The sequence below is a fragment of the Metaclostridioides mangenotii genome, assembly GCF_017873185.1.
GTDB lineage: Bacteria > Bacillota > Clostridia > Peptostreptococcales > Peptostreptococcaceae > Metaclostridioides > Metaclostridioides mangenotii.
Genome location: NZ_JAGGJX010000007.1, coordinates 24,455 through 44,764 on the forward strand (window position 1 = coordinate 24,455; position 20,310 = coordinate 44,764).

Genomic DNA, 20,310 nt, shown 5'->3' on the forward strand with positions numbered 1-20,310 from the left:
TAGTTGTTACAACGCTTAACGGTTTTACTGGCGGGAATGCGTGGGAGTCGAACCCACCTAAGAGGCTCCTAACCCCTCATGCTAGTTTTGAAGACTAGAGGGCACACCAGCACCCATCCACCCCCATATTATGATATTTTTCGAGTAAAAATCCTACCAACGAAGTTAATAATATCACAAATTGGTGCTATTTGCAATAACCTTTATAGAAATTCTAAATACTATTTTATATATTATATAGTTTCCTTCTATAATAAAAAATATACCTCAGAAAAGTAATCTATCTATTCTGAGGTATTGTTGTTTTTAAAATCATATCTATATTATACTTTTTAAAGCTTATTTACCTAGTACACGTATATCTATAGTCTTTCTACCCCAGTTGTAAACTGTTTTAGAATCGTTCATAAATATATCTATCTTGTTACCTTTTATAGCTCCACCACAGTCTTCTGCAGTGAATACCATATCGAATTGAGGTATATATACTTTTGTTCCATAAGGTATAACTTTTGGATCAACTGCTATTGTTCCCCATTTTGGTTTAGTCCCTGTAGCTGTTATACTGTGTCCACTGTAAGCAGTAGCTACAACTCTCATATTTTTACCATCTTGACTTGTGCTAGTTTTAGAAGAAGATGTAGCTATATTTCTTGAGCTAGCCCCTCTTGATGTAGCAACCTGCATTTCTACATCTGCAACTTCCTTAACAACTTTGTTTACTGGTTTAGACTTTACTTCTTCTTTAACATACTCTTTGTTTACTAAATCTCCATCATGGTAAGTAAGCTTGTATACAACTTCACTCTCGCCCACTTTACCTTCTTCTGCTACTTCAGTTTTACCTGATGTAGATTTTGCATTTTTGATAACTTTAGTTGAAAAAGGTATTTCTTTCTTTTCTTTTACTGTTTTCTCTTTAACATCGATTACTTCTAGTCTATCTCCACTTTTAAGTTTTTTATCGAAACTTAAGCTCACTATGTCATTGTTATCGTATTTAACTTTTTGATCTTCTAAAAATCCTTTTACATCAGATTTCAGTGTAGATACTTTTGTCTCTTCTCCATTTACCACGAGCGTTATTTCCTTATTCAGTGTTGAGTATCCTGATAGAATTCCAACTGATAGTACAACTGCTAAAGCAGATACTTTCAAATTGCTCATTTTCTTAAAACTCATAATAACTTCCTCCATTTAAAACCTATATAATTTATTTAATCTCAATTTCCATATTTTTCTTTTGTAAATTAGTGTAACCATATTGTAACCTTTTAATTTTGTTTTGTCAAACTCTAATAAAAAAAGTGTACCCATCTAGCCATTGCAGGCATTTGAGTACACTTTCGACTTATTACAACACTGTTACTTTTGCTGTTTTTACAATATTTGCTACAGATTTTCTATCTGCCAATTTATAGGTTCTTTACCAAGTTCGGCTAGAATATTGTTTATTTTTGAAAAATGTTTACATCCAAAAAATCCTCTGTACGCTGATAAAGGACTTGGATGAGGCCCTTCTAATATATAATGTTTACTCTTATCTATAAGCTTTTCTTTACTTCTTGCGTTTCCACCCCAGAGTACAAATATTACAGGATCTTTACGTTCACTCAAAAGAGATATTATTTTATCAGTGAAAATTTCCCATCCTTTATCCTTATGAGAATTTGCTTCATGTGCTCTAACTGTCAGAGCTGTGTTGAGAAGCAATACCCCTTGGTCCGTCCAAGGTACTAAATATCCGTTATTTGGTATATAACATCCTAAATCATCCTTAAGCTCCTTGTACATATTAAGAAGTGATGGTGGAGTTTTTACACTAGGCTGAACCGAAAATGAAAGCCCATGAGCTTGATTATCTCCATGATACGGATCCTGTCCCAGTATAAGAACTTTAGTACCTTTATAAGATGTATGCTTAAGAGCTTCAAATATATCGTACATATCCGGGAAGATCTGGCGAGTACTATACTCTTGAATTAAAAATTGTCTCAAATTTTTATAGTAATCTTTTTCAAATTCTCCAGCTAGTAATTCATCCCAATCATTGCCTATGTTTACCATATTATCATTGCCCCCTAATAAATTTTTTCATCTATTTGAATATGTAGTGAAATAAATTTTTTATACTCGATTGTAATTTATGTTTGTAATTATTTTTTGTATAAAGCTGTCTTTAAAAATTTTTTTTTATTAATTTATCACTATTTTATAATATCATTTCTGACTACAAAACACAAAATTTTAACTTACTATATTACAAGAATATATTGTTTTTTTAATGAAGCATAGTATTCTTTTTTATACAATGAAATTCTACAAATAACTATGATATAATAAACAATATACAAATTCATAGGAGGAACTATCATGAAAAACAAAAAAGTCACCTACCTTATAATACTGCTTACTTTAGGACTTATCTTATTTTCTTTTTATAGAGTTACAAATAAGCCCTCCGAGTATTCAAAAACTTACTTTGCCCTTGGAACAGTCAATGAGGTAAAGATTTATGGTGTAAAAAAGTCTAAAGGCGAAAATATTTTAGATAAATGCGAGCTAATTTTAAGAGATATCGAAAATAAAATGAGTGCCAAGATATCTTCAAGTGAAGTAAATAAGATTAATGATGCATCTGGTAAATCTTATGTAAAAGTATCTGATGAAACTTTCTGGGTAATTAAAGAAGCTGTTCAATATGCTAAAATCTCAGACGGACATTTTGATCCAACTATAGGGCCTCTTTCTAACCTTTGGGACATCGGAACGAATGAAGCAAGGGTTCCTGCTAAAACTGAGATAGATAATCTACTCCCACTTATCTCTTATAAAAATGTACTTCTTGATGATAAAAATTCCTCTGTAAAACTTTCAAAAACAGAAATGAAACTAGATTTAGGTGGAATTGCCAAAGGATATGCAGCTGATGAGATTGCTAAATATTTAAGATCAGAGGGCGTTGAAAAAGCTATAGTAAATTTAGGCGGAAACATATATGTTATTGGAACTAAAAAAGATGAATCAAAATTTAATATTGGCCTTCAGGACCCAAATAAAGAAGATGGTAATTCTATTGGAAGTGTAAAAGCAAAAGATACATCTGTTGTTACTTCAGGAATTTACGAAAGATTTATAAAAAAAGACGGCAAACTCTATCATCATATACTAAGCCCTTTTGATGGCTATCCATACGATAACGAACTTAGCGGAGTCACTATTATCTCAAACAAATCAATTAACTGTGACGCCCTATCTACATCAGTATTCGGTCTTGGCCTAGAAAGAGGACTTAAACTTATAAATAACCTAGACGATGTAGATGCGATTTTTATAACTAAAGATAAAAAAATCTACCTCTCTAATGGAGCTAAAAATAAATTTAATTTAACAAATAAAGACTACACAATTGTAAAATAAAAATTTACTCAAATAAAGAGCGTACACAGATTGTATCCAATTCGATGCAATTTGTGTACGCTCTTTTTCACATAAACAATTCTATATAATTATATACTTTAATAATATATATCAGAGAACTCTATTTTTATTTTTTCTTCAATATTATAGATCCTTTTATCTTCATTGATTGTATCGTAAATAACCGGCTTAATAGGAACCCTTATCCTAAATTCAGTTCCTTCATTTTCACTGCTCAGTACTTTTATATCTCCTCCATGTAACTCAATAAGGTTTTTAGCTATAGATAAGCCTATACCACTTCCCTCAGTATTTCTAGAAAGTGTTTTGTCTACTTGAGAGAACTCTTCAAATATTATCTCAAGCTTATCATTAGGTATACCAACCCCAGTATCTTTAACGCTAACTACAACATCTTCTGTGTCTATGTATATATTTATAGATATACTTCCTCCATTATCGGTAAATTTTATACAGTTTGAAAATAAATTTAATAATATTCTTTCAAACTCTAATTTATCAATGTATGTGTATATCTCCTCTTCCTCTGTATCAAATAATATGCTTAGCCCTTTCTTAAATGCGTAAGGTTCTATTTTCATAAATAAATCTTCAACTACTTCTACAACATTGTAACTGGCTAATTTTAACCTGTAGAATCCCGACTCCATTTTAGTAAGATCTATTATATTGTTTATTAGTCTCTGAAGTCTATACGAACTTTGTCTTACAAGGTCTACATGCCCTTTAATATTGTCATTGTAATCTATAACTTTTCCACTTTTATAGAATGAATCTACTAATTGATTTGAACTAGATATAACATTTAGTGGTGTCTTTAGCTCATGTGACATATTTGCAAAGAACTCTGTTTTTATCTTATCCGCTTTAAATCTTTCAAGCAGTTCAGCTTCAGCTAACTCGTAATTTCTTTTATGAATTAAATCCTTTACAATAATCATAATTAAATTGTTATTATTCATAGTAAATGGAAGTATACTTAGCTCAACATTTTTGCGCTCGCCGCTTTGTGCTATAATTTCATGTGATATAAGGTTTGTACTTCTGCCATCATCATTAACACTGTGTACTATGTTCTCTATATCTTCATATTTGATAGAATTATCTACATAATCTTTAAAGTTCTGCCCAATTATACCTGAGGAAGTTTCCATATCAAGTATATTCAACATAGATTTATTTACATAAGCTATCTTCATATTTTTATCAATAAGGCATATTCCGTCTGGTAAAACATCTATAAAGTCAGCATAAGAATCTTGACTATCTTCAAGTTTTATCTTTGATATTTTACGTTCAGTAACATCTCTTACTACAATTATATACGTGTCTTTTTCATCTTTTGAGTATTTTGCATAGTCAAACTCAACATATATTATATTTTTACCTACTCTGTACATTCTTTCGTATTGGCCTCGCCTACAACAAGCGAGAAAATCTATTTCATCTACTTTGTCTTTGAACATATTTTTACACGCTCTATTTGTATAGATAATTTGTTCATCATATACGACTACAATACCATCACCTATACTTTCTAAAAATCGCTCATATCTTTCGTTTGCTTGGTATATCTTTTCCTCAGCCTCTAGTTTTTTAGTTTTGTCTTTAAATACAAACAAAACTCCCTGTATATTCGATCCAACTAAAAGCGGCGACAGCTTCACTTCAAAAGTCATATTATCAACAGTTTCAATAAGTTTAATTGCATCTGATTTCTCCCTACATACATAATTAAAACTCTCCATTAAGTCATCATAATTTAAAATATGCTCCTCAAAACTGTCTTTTGATTTTTCGTTTAAAAATATTTTATCAAAAATTGAATTTGCAAATGATATTTGTTTATGCAAATTGAGAACTATAATTCCATTACATGAAAGATCTAATGTTGTTTGCAGTTTTATTTCTTTTTCTTGAAGTTCCTTTTTTAGCTCAGCTATCTTTTGATTTTCCATTATCAACATTTTATTCTTCTCTTGCAAAATTTCATTTTTTTCTTTTAGCTGATCGTTTGTATTATTTAATTGATCATAGGTCTTTTTTACAGTTGTATAGACCATATATCTGTACACATAATACATTGTTAAGTTTATAGTCATTTGGCTAATTACATCAACAATGTACAGATTATTTATCAAAGGATAAAAAAGTGTAGGTACAGTAGATATCAAAAGCAATATAACTATTCTTTTATAGCAAAGTATTTCTTCGTCTTGCATTTTTTGGGTAGTATTTTTAATATCCATAAATACTAGAACAACAAGAGTTAACATAACTATGCTTATAAAAACTCTGACTGTATAGTACGGAATAGTTCCACCGTTTCTGCTGTTTATATATTTAAAAAATAAAACAACAGAAACTACAATCAGTAAAAAACATATAAACTCAGTTACACTTCTTATTACTGTTTTTTTATTCTTTACATGACTTATAGCCAGATATACCCCCACTAAAGGTGATAAATCTGTTATTGCAAGAATTATAATACTCATATCCATCATCATTTCCGGCAGAATTTTAAAATTTAGATATTTAATTAAAAATACACACTCGAACACTCCTGCAACTGTAACTACTATTCCTAAAAACGTCTGTAAAGTTCCCACCTTAAAGCGGCTAGTATTTAGCATGATCATTCCCATTGCAACTAGAAAAGTTGCATACAGACAGTGTATTATTATTTCAAATCTTATAATATCATTTACAAAAAACATGGCTGATATCGAAATCAACAAAAAAATAGCAACATCTCTCGTTTCGTTGAATTTTGTACTGTTAATAATTTCAGGTTTTGCTATACTTGTTTTCAAAGCTCTCATACTCCTTAACAATTTTCTAGTATAAATAACTATACGATACTCGACACAGTAATTCCTTCTTTCATTTTCAAATACAAATAAATATATTTTTTTATTTTTTTCAACTTCATTATATTGCATAAATTTTATTTAAATATAAACACTCGACATATAGTCTATAAAGTCTCTAGTAATCTTTTTTTAAAAAAATTAGGATGCACCAAATTGATATGCACCCTTAATTATCTTAAAATAAATTATATTTAATCTCTATTATTTTATATTATTATATTAAGAGTTAAAAAACACTCTTTTATTCTCTACCCTCTTTGTGATTTTATTTCTATCAAAGTTTTCTAGGATTATCATACAATTTTTCCTACTTGAATCCACAAGATCCCTATAATCTCCTAAAGTTATCTCTCCATTTTTATTTATATAATCGATGAGTATATCTTTAGCTTTTTCATATATTTCCTTATCCATTACATATATATCATCTAGCTTCTCTACATCTTCACCTATCATAGATTCGAGAACTTCATTGTAATTATGATTTTCACAAACCTCTTCGATTGTAAGAATAGAAGACATACCACAAGCTTTTAGTTTTTTCTTTATACTTGTAGCTATAGACTTTTGGGCATCATTTAGTTTCACTTCAAAATCGTGTAGAGAAACTATATTTCCTGTAACCTTGATAACCTTCTCTTTGCTAAATTTTTCTAGAAGTAAATCCATATCTCTAGTTTTAAATTTACTAGCTACTTTTGACCTTAGTTCTTCTTTTAGCATACCTTTTCTAAGCCTATACTTTTTATGATAATCTCCTAGTAAAACTACAGTCTTATCTTTTAGCATTCTGTACTGATTTATATGGAAATACATGTTGTTCAAATTTATGATTTTTTCTTCCCCTATTAACTGCTCTAATGCTTTAACTATATCAGCTTCATGGGCTCCACTGTAGCTCATAATCTCTTTGATAGTCGGATACTCTATATTTGATTTTATAAACTCTTCTATTATATCTTTTAACTCGCCTTTTTCTTTTACTTTTAAAGCCTCTATAACTTTATCGTCAAATCTTTTATGTTTTCTAGGAGATGGATCTATTATAACGCCTCCACCGATAGTTTCCATTGGGGAGTAAAGTCTTATTACAAATTTATCCCCCTTTTTACATACAATACTTTCTTCTAGTCTAAGCTGAACAAATGCACTTTCCCCAGGTTCGATCTTTTCAATATTTAGAGGAACTGCTCTACACAGAATTTCTCTAGTACCATGATATAGTCTAAGCCTGTCCCAGTGTTTTATCGATTTATCACTATGATTTACAGCTGATAGTTTTACATCTAACATCATTGATTCCTCGAGAGAATTAGGAGATGCCAAAACATTTCCTCGCTCAACATCTTCAACCTTAACATTAGAAATATTTATAGCCGTTCTTTGACCTGCATAGGCAGTTTCTACATCTTGTCCGTGTACTTGTATGCTTCTTATCTTTGTCTTTAGATTCTTAGGATATACAATCAGGTCATCATCTATATTGATTTTTCCCTCAAATAATGTCCCTGTTATTACAGTTCCGAATCCTTTTACTGAGAAAACTCTATCTATATTTAGTCTCGCAGGAGAATTTACATTTTTATCTTCTATATCATCGCTTAATTCATCTATTTTTTGTATAAGTTTATCAATTCCTCTTTTTGATATAGAATCTACTTCTATGATCTCTGCATCTGCTAAAAATGTATCACTTATTTTTTCAGAAACATCTTCTTTTACTAAACTTACAAATTCAGGTTCAACTGCATCACATTTTGTAAGAACAACGATACCCTTTTTTACATTAAGATAAGATAGTATATCTAAATGCTCAACAGTCTGTGGCATTACGCCTTCTTCTGCTGAAACTACTAAAAGTACCATATCAAGTCCTGAAGCTCCAGCAAGCATATTTTTAATAAACTTTTCATGACCAGGGACATCGACTATACCAACTCTTTTATTGCTAGGTAAATCGAAATAAGTAAATCCAAGGTTTATAGATATTCCCCTCTTCTTTTCTTCATCGAGAGTATCTGTCTCTCTACCTGTTAGTGCTTTTATAAGAGTGGTCTTACCGTGGTCAATGTGTCCTGCTGTTCCTATAATGACATTCTTCATTTTTTCCTCCTATTTAAAAGCCTTTTCTATTTCTTGTGCTACTACTCCAAATTCATCATCAAATATTGTCCTTACATCTAAAACGTATTTGTCGTCGTAAACTCTTGCAATTATATGTGAATCGCTAAGTCTAAGTCTTTTTTCTAGTTCAGATATACTTATACTCTTTGGACTTATTGTTATTACTCTACTCTTCATAGTTTCAAGCGGCATAGATCCACCGCCAACTTGTGAAAGACCATCTTCCATAGATACATCTGCATCTATATTTGAGCTTTTAATTTTAGTGTATAATATCTCTGCTCTCTCAGCTAGCTCCTCATATGAATAAAGCAGCATTTTAAGTGTAGGAACATTTTGTATTGCTTTTTTCTCATCTAAATACATTCTAAGAGTAGCCTCTAGTGAACATATAGTTAATTTATCAACCCTTAATGCTCTCGTCAGCTGATTTTTTTTCATTTTTTCTATATATTCTTTTTTCCCAACTATTATACCTGCTTGTGGGCCGCCTAGCATTTTATCACCACTAAACGTTACTATGTCCGCACCATTTTTTAGTGAATCCATAACAGTTGGCTCATATGTCATTCCAAATTTAGATAAATCTATAAAAACACCACTTCCCAAGTCTTCTATTACTGGAAGTCTATATTTTTTACCTAAGTCTGATAGTTCATCCACACCTATGCTATCAGTAAATCCAAGCACCCTGTAGTTACTTGTGTGAACCTTCATAAGAACTTTTGTATTTTCAGTTATAGCATCTTCGTAATCATTTAAATGAGTCTTATTAGTAGAACCTATCTCGACTAAATCCGCCCCACTTAAAGCCATAATACTTGGTATTCTAAAAGACCCTCCAACTTCAACAAGCTCTCCTCTAGATACTATTGCTTCTCCACCTTTTGCCATTGTACTTAAAACTAGCAAAACCGCAGCTGCATTGTTGTTGACAACTAGTACATCTTCAGCCCCAGTAAGTCTCTTGATTGTATTCGTAAGGTGAACATATCTAGAGCCTCTCTCCCCTTTGCCTAAATTGTACTCAAGATTGGAGTATCTAGATGCCGCTGTCCATAATTCATCCTTTATTTCCTCACTAAGCAAAGATCTTCCTAAATTAGTATGAAGAACTGTGCCTGTAGCATTTATGACTTTTTTTAGAGATAAAGAGTATTTATTTTTTGCATTAACTAGTGAATTCTCAATTATTCCGTCTAAATTTACCTTGTAAGATTCAACCTCTTCATCTTTAAGCTTTAATATCTTTTGTCTATTGTACTCAATACTTTCTCTAATAGACTCTAATATCAATGTCCTTGGGTAAGATTCTAAAAAATCTTCGAATCTCTTATCACTTATTACTTCATCAACCGATGGCAACATTGCAAATAGATTTCTCTTGTCCAAAATAATCCCTCTCCCTGTACTTATTTATATTATTTTAATGTATTTATCTTCATCTTTTTTCTCTACTACTTGCCCTATAATTTTTGCTTCTAAAGAACCATTTTTCTTCATATCTTCAGCTAGAGCTTCTGCTAAATCTGCTCTTACAGAAATCAGTAAACCTCCTGCTGTTTGTGGATCGTAGAATACATCCTTAACAGCTTCTTTTACATCCCCTGATAACTCTACATCTTTAGATGCATAGTACATGTTTTTGTACATTCCCTCTGGAATAATACCCATCTCAGCCATATCAACTGCGCCATCTAATATGGGTACCTCTTTTGCATCTATTTCTACAGTCACTTCAGATGCTTTTGCCATCTCAAGTGTGTGGCCTATAAGTCCAAATCCCGTGATATCAGTAACAGAATTCACTTCGAAATCCTCAAAACTCATTGCTGCATACTTATTTAGATGAATCATTACTTTGATAACTTCATCAAATATCTCTTGAGACACCATTCCCTCTTTCATAGCAGTATTTAAAATTCCTACTCCTATTGGCTTTGTCAAAATCAATTTGTCTCCCGGTTTTGCGCCAGAGTTTGCAAGTACCTTATCTGGATGTACTGTACCCGATACAGAAAGCCCGTACTTCGGCTCTTGATCGTCTACTGTATGCCCCCCTACTAATAGCGCTCCACTCTCTTTAACCTTGTCAAAACCGCCTTTAAGAATCTCAGCTAGTACGTCCATATCATGACATGCTGGAAAGCATACTATATTCATAGCCACCAAAGGTTTTCCTCCCATAGCATAAACATCTGAAAGTGAATTCGATGCAGCTATCTGTCCAAATATATACGGATCATCCACCATCGGTGTAAAAAAGTCTAAAGTTTGTATTAAAGCTGTTTCATCGTTTAATTTATATACGGCAGCATCGTCTGCTGTTTCTAATCCTACTATTAAATTTTCTGTATTCTCATTCTTTGGAAGCTGAGATAACACTGATGCCAGAACTTCTGGACCAATTTTAGCGGCTCAACCTCCTGCTTTTGTCATATCTGTAAGTTTTTTAAATTCTTTTCCCATGATTCTACCTCCTGTTACATACTTCTACATATTAATAATAACATACTACAATTCTATTAAAAATACTTATTATTATGTTGTTTAAATTATTTGGGTATTTAATTAACACTTATCATCCCTTTTATATTGTCATACTTTTTATCTCCTATTCCATTGACATTTTTTATATCTTCTATTGAATTAAATTCTCCATTTTGTTCTCTGTACTGAATAATTTTATTTGCTGTAGCCTCACCTATTCCCGGAAGTGTATCTAGATCTTTTAATTCAGCTGTATTTATATTAACTTTTCCAGAGCTATTTGATTCACTTTCGCCATAATTTGTACCAGCTCCATTGTTATTTTCACCTTTATTGTCTGCTGAAGCACTTCCCTCATCCTCCACATCAATCACTTCCCCTATTCTAGGAACTATATAATGTTTTTCATCTTCTAACTTAGATGCCATATTTACTCTGTTTAAATCAGCTTTCTCCGTAGTCCCTCCAAGCATTTGTACTGCATCAAACAACCTTTTATTAGAATTTATAGTCACTATACCTGGCTTTTGAACTGCTCCACTTACGTACACTGTAATCTTGCCAATATTTTCTTTTTTATAAGTTTCTTCATTTAGCTTTTTAAGGTTATTATCTGCCTCTTCAGTTTTATCCACTTTGTTGGAATCGCTTTTCTTGCTTATATCTTCATTTTTACTTACTACATAAACGTCTTTTCCAAAACCAGTACCTTGTTTTATTAGTATAATAAGGCAAAATACTAAAATTAACAAAGTAATTATCAAGACTTTTTTCTTTTTTTTCATATATACCACTCCCTTATTTCAATTATTACCATATTTATGCTATACTAAAATATGAATTTATAATTTGGAGGTTAAAAATGAAAAGGATATTTTCACTTTTATTAGTCGGTTTTCTAACAATAGCACCAATCACTGGAATGACTAATATATCTTACGCAATTAATAATGAAGGAAATAGCTCTACTCAGACAACTAATGAGAACATTAATCCAATTAAAGGGACTCTTAATGAAAACAACACTTCGACAGAAGTAAACAGCAATCCAAATTCGCTACCATTACAAGCGAAATACGCAGTTCTTCTCGACTACGAAACTGGTAAAACTTTATATAGTAAAAATGGGAATAAAAAACTTTATCCTGCTTCTACAACTAAAATGTGGACAGCCTACATGGTCTTAAAAAATGTAGACGATCTCAACGATGTAATAAAGATTGAAGACTTACCAACTATTGAAGGTTCAAGTATGTACCTAAAAGAAGGAGAATCTTTTACAGTAAAACAACTTTTAGATGCTTTACTTGTTCATTCTTCAAACGATGCAGCATTTGTACTTGCAAGATATACAGGTAAAGGAGATGTAAATAAGTTTGTAGATATGATGAATACAGAAGCCGAATCAATTGGTGCCAAAAATTCTCATTTTACTAATCCACACGGACTTCCTGATCCAAACCACTACACTACAGCCCACGATATGGCTGTAATGGCTAGAAAAGCAATGAGCAACACTGTATTTAGAGAAATAGTGAAAACTACATACATTAAGTTTGATGCTACAGAAGCGTATCCTTTTGAAAGACATTTTTCAAATACTAATCAACTTTTAACTTCTAATAATAAAATGCTCTATAAAGGTAAGGAAGTAAATATAAAATACGATATAGTGGATGGTATAAAGACAGGTTTTACAGACGCTGCTGGTAAATGCTTACTGTCTAGTGCTGTAAAAGATGACAGAAGAGTTATATCTGCGGTATTTAACTCTACTAATGATGGACTTTACTTAGATTCAAGAGAACTTTTGGACTATGGATTTGATAATTTCTATTCAGCTACTGTGCTAGACAAAGATGATTATGTAAAAACTAAAAAAGTTATGTTTACGAAACAAAAAGAATTAATTTATAAACCTAAGTTCAGCTACAAACTTACACTGAGAAACGGCGAACAGAAAAAAGACTATACAATTAAGTCTAATTTAGATAAAATTAATCTTCCTATTAAAAAAGGCGATAAAGTAGGAACATTAGATGTATACAGTGGTAGCGAAAAGGACAAGACAATCGATCTTATAGCACAAAACGATCTAAGCAGCTCTTTTGCCTTTATAACAGAAAATACACTTGTATTAAATATATGTAAAGGTGTTTTAGGGCTTGTAGTATTTATTACAGTAATAGGAATCGGATTTAAAATCAAGAATAAGAAAAAATAATTAAAATACAATATTAAAAAAACCTACAGACAATTGGGAGCTTTTCTCCATAAGTTCTGTAGGTTTTTTCTATGTAATAACTTTCCCGTCCGATTATTCAACATCAATATTGTAAATACAGTTATCACAATTTCCTAGACATTCATTCACTTTATTTAAGCACTCAGTAAATGCTACTTTGCTGCTATTTTTATGTCTAACAATTGGTATATCTTGTTTTTTAGCCTTACTCTCTACTATCCTACACATCTTATGTGAGACTGTTGAGGTCAATATAACTACTGCATCTGGATTTCCGATAGACTTGCTTAACTTAGATGATGCAGTTGTATAAACTTTAGTTTTAAAGCCATTTTTCTTGCCCAACTGCATGTAGTCCCTCTCCATTCTTTCATGTCCACCGATTACTAATAAGTTCATATTATCTCCTCCATTTATTATCATTACTACTCAATATTGATATTCATTATCATTAGATAATATCATATACCTATTTGGCTTATTTGTCAACTGCATATATAATTTTTTACATAAATTTAAAGAACCAACTACAATCTATGCGTTACAGCATCAATTGTAGTTGGTTCTCATTTGATTTATTTTTGTAAATCTCAATGTATATAAAACTTGATTCCTTCTAATTAGATCAATATCACTTTTCTACTATTAAAAGTATTCTTATCGTAAATTTTTCTTTATACCTTTATTTAAAATACTTTCGTAATCGATAAAGTCGTATATATCCTCTTTAAAAGCATCTGAGAATTTTCTAAGCTCTTCTAAAGTTAGTTCCTCTATAGACTTATTGTTATCTTCACAGTAGATTACTATATTTCCTACAATCCCATGTGCATCTCTAAATGCAACATTGTTTTTAACTAAGTAGTCAGCAACTTCTGTAGCATTTAAGAAACCTTTTTTAACAGCTTGTTTCATGTTCTCTACATTTACTCTAAGTGTAGCGATCATTCTCTCCATTATTTGAAGGCACATCTCAAGTGTATGAACGCTATCAAAGAATCCTTCTTTATCTTCTTGCATATCTTTATTGTAAGTAAGAGGAAGACCCTTCATAACAGTTAAAAGGCTAAATAAATTTCCATATACTCTTCCCGATTTTCCTCTAATCAGCTCTGCTCCATCTGGATTTTTCTTTTGCGGCATAATACTGCTACCTGTTGAATATAAGTCGTCAAGTTCTACGAATTTAAATTCCTGAGAACTCCAAAGAACAAGCTCTTCACTAAGTCTACTTAAGTGCATCATTATTATTGAAAAGTCGCTCATAAGCTCAAGCAAGTAATCTCTATCACTCACTCCGTCCATAAAGTTATCTACAGGCTTTTTAAATCCTAACTTACCACAAGTAATATTTCTATCTATTTCGTGTGTTGTACCTGCAAGAGCTCCACATCCTAGAGGTGATTCATCAAGTATCTCTAGTGCATTTTTAAGTCTCTTTTCATCTCTATCAAGCATACTATAATACGCAAGCAGATGGTGTTTAAAAGTTACAACTTGAGCTCTTTGAAGATGAGTATATCCTGGCATAATTACAGAATTATTTTCAGCAACCACTTTAAGAGTTTCTTTTAAATTTGCAACTAGTTCTATAAGACCAATCGTTTTTTCTTTTGCAAATAATCTCATATCAACTGCAACTTGATCATTTCGGCTTCTTCCTGTATGCAGTTTCTTCCCTACTTCACCAATTTTTTCTATTAGGTTTATTTCTACAAAACTATGTATATCTTCATAATTCCCTTCTAAGAGAAGTTTCCCATCTTCAATATCATTTAATATACTACACAACCCATTAGTTATCGCTTTAGCCTCGTCTTCCGTAAGCAAACCACATTGATGCTGCATATATACATGAGCTAAACTGCCTTCAATATCCTTTTGATAGAGCACGCAGTCGTAGCCAAATGATTTATTAAACTCCTCCATCAGTTTGTTTTCTTCTTTTCTAAAACGTCCACCCCATAATTTCACTCTAGTCACCTCATATTAAAAATTATTTTATATTTGTAGCTAAGTCACCAACTTCATCAGTATCCATAAACTTAAAAATCGCGTTTGCGAATCCACTCTCTTCGTTGGTATCAGTAACGTAATCAGCAATCTCTTTTATATCGTCATTTGAGTTGCCCATTGCAACTCCAAGCCCTGCGTACTCTAACATCTCTATATCATTGTAATTGTCGCCAAAAGCCATTATTTCACTTTTATCTATATTTAAATGCTCACATAACATCTTTATAGCTTGTCCTTTATCTACACCTTCACTCATTATCTCTATATTATTTTCCCAAGAAGATGTTATCTTTAGACCTTCTATTGTCTCTAATTCTTCCTTTATAACTGGCAAAATAGATGTATTGTTTTCTTCGATAATAGTAAATTTCAATATATCGTTGTTTATTATAGAATCTTTTAAATCGTCTTCTATTACTACTTTGGTTTGAGTTTTCATAAACTCATTTATTTTATAGTAAATACTGTCTTTATTATCTGTGTCTTTACAGAATAAAAGATCTTCATGTTGGCACTGGTAGTATACATTATATTTTTCTAATACCTCTACTGCCTTTAGACATAATCCTGTGTCTATCTTATTCGAATATATAAGTGTACCATTCGATGATTTTATCAATGATCCATTACATGCAATTATAGGAATATCCATATTTAGATACTCTATATGTTGCTTAGCAGAATCGTACATCCTACCTGATGCCAAAGCTACTCTAACACCATTTTCTATTGCAAAATCAATAGCCTCTCTATTTTTCGATGTCATTTCTTGATCTCTATTTAATAAAGTTCCATCCATATCTGTCACAATTAGTTTATATTGCATATTTTAAATTCACAACCTTTGCCTATATTGTATAAATATTTATAATGTTTTACCCTATTTAAATTATAACATAATTTTTACGATATCAATTGTAATAACTTTTATTATATAAAATCTGTAAAATATTCTTTTTTAATATAAATCTATTGACAATTTTGCTTATTAAACTTAACATATGAATATAACTTAAAAATATTCATATGTTATATTCATAAGATAGGAGATATATTATGGCTAGAGGTGTAAAAGTATTTACAACTGAAGATAAGATTAAAATTAGAAGGAATTTAATAGATATTTGCAAAGAACTTTGGGCGACACAGGGGTATAAAGAGACTAGTATAAAAGAGCTGGCTTCTAGAGCCGGTATTTCTACAGGTGCATTTTACAGCCTGTACTCTTCAAAAGAAGACCTCTTTTTCGAGACACTTAGCGAATTACAGACTATGGTGAATAAAAATTTTATTGATGCAATATCACTAAACTCTACTAAACAAGGTTTCTTGAATGCAGTCAATGAACTATACTTTGAATACGAAAGTAAGCCATTTTTATACAATACAAAGACTCCTGACTTCCTAGCCCTATATAAGAAATTTTCAGAAGAAAAAATTAAGACACTTGAATTGTACAATGCTGATCTTTTCCGTAAATCTATACAAAAAGCGAATTTAAAACTTAAAGTCGATGAAGATATAGCTTTTTCAGTATTTTCACTTTTATTTTCAACTATAGCATCTAAAGGCGACTTATCGAGTTCTTGTGATTACTATGTTGCATTTCAATTTATACTTAATAAAGTGGTAGATGATATTTTTGAGTAAAGTAAAAAAATTGGCGCCTTAGTATGTATATCATTCTCTGTTTCGAGTACACTGGCGCTATAGCGAATATTTTTGCAAGTATGCTATGTCTAATTAAAATATAAAGGGGATAAGGAAATGTTTAAAAATATTATTAAGGTTCTTGACACTATAAATGAAAAAATAAATGATTTTGGCATACAAATAACATTACCAAAACCATCTAAACGATCTTTTAAGGTCACTGCTGTTACAAATGGATCTATTGGTACCGGACTTATCGCTTTTGGAGTTATATCTTCAAGAAAATGGGCGATTGTTTTGGGTGGACTTGGAATTTTAGGAGCCATCTATACTGCTACAATTGATTAATATCGATAATTTATATTTAAATAAAACCTACAGAGTGTACATTATTATAATTTGTACAATCTGTAGGTTTATTTTTTCTATTCTTTGTTATTCTTGGTATTGCTTGTTATCATTTAATATAATTTATCGAATTCTTGTTATTTATATGGTACAATTCTATTTATATAATTAAAATTTATTTACTTAAGTAAATTTCAATTTTTTATACTAGAAATGGAGGTTGATATTTTGTTAGAATCATTTTCTAATTTAATTGACTTTATAATAAAAGCTTCTCCCATACTTATAACTGCACATATTGTATTTACAATAGTTCTGATTCTTATAGGTTTTAGTTTAGCAACTACAAATAAAAGTTCTAGCAAGGTTTATTTTATACACTTCTTAAAATTAAATTTCTGAGTCTATAGATTCAACAGAAACTCTTCTTTTACTAAATATAATTTTCTTTAACTCCATAACTACTGAAGCTGATAATGCCAATCCAAAACACATTGAAAGTTCTCTGAAACCAAATCCCATCGGTATTGAGAATATTCCTCTAAGTACAGGAACTAATGTTACACCATAAAGTACAAAGCATATAACCATTGCACCTAATACATACTTATTTGAGAAAAATCCTACTCCAAATGATGTCTGTTCATTTGATCTAGCCGGTAATGTCTGAATTATTCTAGAAAGTATTAGTGTTGAAAACGCCATAGCTACTCCCATTTCAGGAGAAACTATCATACCTATTCTCTGAGCTATTATTGTTGCAATACCTATTACTATACCTCTAAATAATACTATTTGAAGTGTTCCTCCAGCAAGTATACCTTCGTCTGGATCTCTTGGTTTTTTCTTCATTACATTTTTTTCTGCTATCTCAAAACCAAGTGCAATAGCTGGAAGTGAATCATTGACCAAGTTTATAAATAGTAGCTGTAGTGCTGTAAATGGATTTGACCATCCTGCAAATACTGCAAATAGTATTGCTATTATTGCACCTAGGTTCCCTGCAAATAAGTATGTTATGGATTTTTTGATATTGCTGTAAACAGTTCTACCAACTTCAACTGCCTTCACAATACTAGCGAAGTTATCGTCTACTAATATCATCGCTGAAGCATCCTTTGCAACGTCAGTACCACTTCCCATACCAATACCTATATCCGCTTGTTTTAGTGCAGGTGAGTCATTTACACCATCTCCAGTCATAGCTGTAATTTTGTTTTTCTTTTGCCATGCTTTAACTATCCTTATCTTGTTTTCTGGAGATACTCTAGCATATACGCTTATTCTATCTAAGTCAGTGTCTAACTCTGAATCTGTAAGTTCATCTAGCTCCTTACCAGTAAGTGCAATATCTCCTTCTTTAATTATCCCTATTTCTTTAGCTATTGCCCTTGCTGTTGTTTTATGATCTCCAGTTATCATTACGGTCTTTATACCTGCGCTTTTAGCATTTCTAATAGCATCTATCACTTCTTCCCTAGGTGGATCTATCATCGCTAAAAGTCCAACTAATGTCATTTCATTTTCGTCGCTAATTTTAGGTTCAAATCCTGTATCTGGAACATCTTTTATAGCAAATGCCAGCACTCTAAGTGCTCTATTTGAGAAATCTTCATTTTTCTTTTTATACTCTGAAAGAATATCTTCTGTAAGCTCTACTGTATCTCCATTATTTAATACATATTTACATCTATTGAAAACTATATCTGGTGCGCCTTTTGTAAGAAGTATTGCATCTCCATAAATACTGTTTACAGTAGACATCAACTTTCTGTCAGAATCAAATGGAATCTCATCAAGTCTAGTGTATTTATTTCTAAGTTTATCGTAATCTAAATCATTTTTATTTGAATAATTAATTAAAGCTACTTCGGTTGGATCACCTATCTCTTTTCCAGTATTAGTTATCTGTGAATCGTTACAAAGTGCCGATACAAGAGCTAATAACTTTGCATGATAAGAATTTTTTATATTTTTGTTATTTACTTCAAAATCCTCTGCTCCATAAAGATATCCATCAACTACTGTCATTTTATTTTGAGTAAGTGTACCAGTTTTGTCAGTACATATTACACTTGTCGATCCTAAAGTTTCAACAGCTGGTAACTTTCTAATTATAGCGTGGTTTTTAGCCATGTTATTAGTACCTACTGCAAGGACTATTGTAACTATGGAAGACAATGCCTCTGGTATAGCTGCAACTGCAAGAGCTATAGCAAACATAAATGATTCTACGACTATACCAAACATCTCGCCTTCTCCGCCAGTCATGTACCCTCTTGCTACTTGTATCCCAAATATAAGTAATGCAAGTATAACTATTCCAATACCTAGTTTTTTACTGAATTCATCTATTTTCTTCTGTAGAGGTGTAGCTTTCTTTTCTGCACTCTCGATCATAGATGCTATCTTACCCATTTCTGTCTCCATAGCAGTCTTAGTAACTACAAAGCTTCCTCTTCCATATACAACCATGGATCCACTAAAAACCATATTAATCTGATCTCCTAGCGCTACATCTTCGTCAATCTTATTTGTATTTTTTAGAACAGCTTCTGATTCCCCAGTAAGCATTCCCTCTTCAACTTTTAAAGATTGTGAGTTTATAATTCTACCATCAGCAGGTATATAGTCTCCTGCCTCTAAAAATACAATATCTCCAACTACTAAATCCCTCGCTGGCAGTGTATTTTTTTCTCCATCTCTTATTACTTTTGCATTTGGTGCAGAAAGTACTTTTAAACTATCTAGTGAGCTCTCTGCCTTCTTAGTCTGAACTACTCCAAGTATTGAATTTAGAACTATAACTGCAAATATAATAAGTGATTCTATTCGTTCGCCAAGAATCATTTGTACTACACCTGCAATTATTAAAATTACTACTAACGGATCTTTAAAGCTCTCTAAGAATAATTTGTATGTAGGAACTTTATCAGTTTCCTTTAGTTCATTTGGTCCGTTTTTCTCTAATCGCTCTGATGCCTCTTTTTTACTTAGTCCGTCCAAACTAGAGCCTAAAGATTTGATTACTTCTTCATAATCATTTTTGTAAGACATGCAACATTCCTCCTAGTTTAATAAAGTTATTTTATGTCTCTATAGTAATATATATACTAT

General features: G+C 31.4%; 16 protein-coding genes and 1 tRNA gene. 5 read left to right on the top strand and 12 right to left on the bottom strand.

Annotated features, from left to right (window positions below; all coding sequences use genetic code 11):
* Positions 1-28 precede the first annotated feature (28 nt).
* The 3 genes from J2Z43_RS12785 to J2Z43_RS12795 all read right to left on the bottom strand — a co-directional run bounded on the left by J2Z43_RS12785 (position 29) and on the right by J2Z43_RS12795 (position 2,067).
* A tRNA-Sec gene (locus tag J2Z43_RS12785) sits at positions 29-125 on the bottom strand.
* Between the two features lie 214 nt (positions 126-339).
* Positions 340-1,182 carry a 3D domain-containing protein gene (locus J2Z43_RS12790; protein ID WP_209457516.1) on the bottom strand — a complete coding sequence of 281 codons (843 nt, stop codon included), beginning with the start codon at positions 1,180-1,182 and terminating at the stop codon, positions 340-342.
* A 210-nt stretch (positions 1,183-1,392) separates the two neighbouring features.
* Positions 1,393-2,067 (bottom strand): uracil-DNA glycosylase, encoded by a 675-nt coding sequence (locus J2Z43_RS12795; RefSeq protein WP_209457517.1) that lies wholly within the window; start codon positions 2,065-2,067, stop codon positions 1,393-1,395.
* A gap of 306 nt (positions 2,068-2,373) precedes the next feature.
* Between J2Z43_RS12795 and J2Z43_RS12800 the strand changes: the two genes are divergently transcribed.
* A complete protein-coding gene (locus tag J2Z43_RS12800; RefSeq protein ID WP_209457518.1) occupies positions 2,374-3,420 on the top strand; it encodes an FAD:protein FMN transferase in 1,047 nt (348 codons plus the stop codon).
* 98 nt (positions 3,421-3,518) lie between these two features.
* Here the strand turns inward: J2Z43_RS12800 and J2Z43_RS12805 are convergent, their stop codons facing one another.
* The 5 genes from J2Z43_RS12805 to J2Z43_RS12825 all read right to left on the bottom strand — a co-directional run bounded on the left by J2Z43_RS12805 (position 3,519) and on the right by J2Z43_RS12825 (position 11,716).
* On the bottom strand, positions 3,519-6,257 hold the full coding sequence (locus J2Z43_RS12805; protein WP_234926404.1) for an ATP-binding protein: 2,739 nt from the start codon (positions 6,255-6,257) through the stop codon (positions 3,519-3,521).
* Positions 6,258-6,536: 279 nt separating this feature from the next.
* Positions 6,537-8,420 (bottom strand): selenocysteine-specific translation elongation factor, encoded by a 1,884-nt coding sequence (gene selB / locus J2Z43_RS12810; protein ID WP_209457520.1) that lies wholly within the window; start codon positions 8,418-8,420, stop codon positions 6,537-6,539.
* A gap of 9 nt (positions 8,421-8,429) precedes the next feature.
* Positions 8,430-9,809, bottom strand: coding sequence for an L-seryl-tRNA(Sec) selenium transferase (gene selA / locus J2Z43_RS12815; protein ID WP_234926408.1), 1,380 nt, complete (start codon positions 9,807-9,809; stop codon positions 8,430-8,432).
* 48 nt (positions 9,810-9,857) lie between these two features.
* Positions 9,858-10,910, bottom strand: a complete 1,053-nt coding sequence (gene selD, locus J2Z43_RS12820; RefSeq protein ID WP_209457522.1) for a selenide, water dikinase SelD — start codon at positions 10,908-10,910, stop codon at positions 9,858-9,860.
* A gap of 98 nt (positions 10,911-11,008) precedes the next feature.
* Positions 11,009-11,716: a helix-hairpin-helix domain-containing protein gene (locus J2Z43_RS12825; protein WP_209457523.1), complete on the bottom strand. Its 708-nt coding sequence runs from the start codon at positions 11,714-11,716 to the stop codon at positions 11,009-11,011.
* A gap of 77 nt (positions 11,717-11,793) precedes the next feature.
* Between J2Z43_RS12825 and J2Z43_RS12830 the strand changes: the two genes are divergently transcribed.
* Positions 11,794-13,155 carry a D-alanyl-D-alanine carboxypeptidase family protein gene (locus tag J2Z43_RS12830; protein ID WP_234926405.1) on the top strand — a complete coding sequence of 454 codons (1,362 nt, stop codon included), beginning with the start codon at positions 11,794-11,796 and terminating at the stop codon, positions 13,153-13,155.
* Between the two features lie 93 nt (positions 13,156-13,248).
* On the opposite strand, the gene J2Z43_RS12835 is transcribed toward J2Z43_RS12830, so the two are convergent.
* The 3 genes from J2Z43_RS12835 to J2Z43_RS12845 all read right to left on the bottom strand — a co-directional run bounded on the left by J2Z43_RS12835 (position 13,249) and on the right by J2Z43_RS12845 (position 16,018).
* Positions 13,249-13,575 (bottom strand): DUF2325 domain-containing protein, encoded by a 327-nt coding sequence (locus tag J2Z43_RS12835; protein WP_027702445.1) that lies wholly within the window; start codon positions 13,573-13,575, stop codon positions 13,249-13,251.
* 258 nt (positions 13,576-13,833) lie between these two features.
* Positions 13,834-15,150, bottom strand: a complete 1,317-nt coding sequence (gene argH / locus J2Z43_RS12840) for an argininosuccinate lyase (protein WP_209457524.1) — start codon at positions 15,148-15,150, stop codon at positions 13,834-13,836.
* A 22-nt stretch (positions 15,151-15,172) separates the two neighbouring features.
* Complete coding sequence (locus J2Z43_RS12845) at positions 15,173-16,018, bottom strand: HAD family hydrolase (RefSeq protein ID WP_209457525.1); 846 nt, start codon at positions 16,016-16,018, stop codon at positions 15,173-15,175.
* A gap of 230 nt (positions 16,019-16,248) precedes the next feature.
* Here J2Z43_RS12845 and J2Z43_RS12850 point away from each other — a divergent pair, with 230 nt between their 5' ends.
* From J2Z43_RS12850 to J2Z43_RS12860, 3 genes are all read left to right on the top strand, one after another.
* Complete coding sequence (locus tag J2Z43_RS12850) at positions 16,249-16,842, top strand: TetR/AcrR family transcriptional regulator (protein ID WP_209457526.1); 594 nt, start codon at positions 16,249-16,251, stop codon at positions 16,840-16,842.
* A gap of 117 nt (positions 16,843-16,959) precedes the next feature.
* A complete protein-coding gene (locus tag J2Z43_RS12855) occupies positions 16,960-17,193 on the top strand; it encodes a hypothetical protein (RefSeq protein WP_209457527.1) in 234 nt (77 codons plus the stop codon).
* A gap of 228 nt (positions 17,194-17,421) precedes the next feature.
* Positions 17,422-17,595, top strand: coding sequence for a hypothetical protein (locus J2Z43_RS12860; protein WP_209457528.1), 174 nt, complete (start codon positions 17,422-17,424; stop codon positions 17,593-17,595).
* Here J2Z43_RS12860 and J2Z43_RS12865 read toward each other — a convergent pair.
* Positions 17,584-20,250 carry a cation-translocating P-type ATPase gene (locus tag J2Z43_RS12865; RefSeq protein ID WP_209457529.1) on the bottom strand — a complete coding sequence of 889 codons (2,667 nt, stop codon included), beginning with the start codon at positions 20,248-20,250 and terminating at the stop codon, positions 17,584-17,586. The two genes, J2Z43_RS12860 and J2Z43_RS12865, sit on opposite strands and share 12 nt — an antisense overlap.
* Positions 20,251-20,310: the final 60 nt, after the last annotated feature.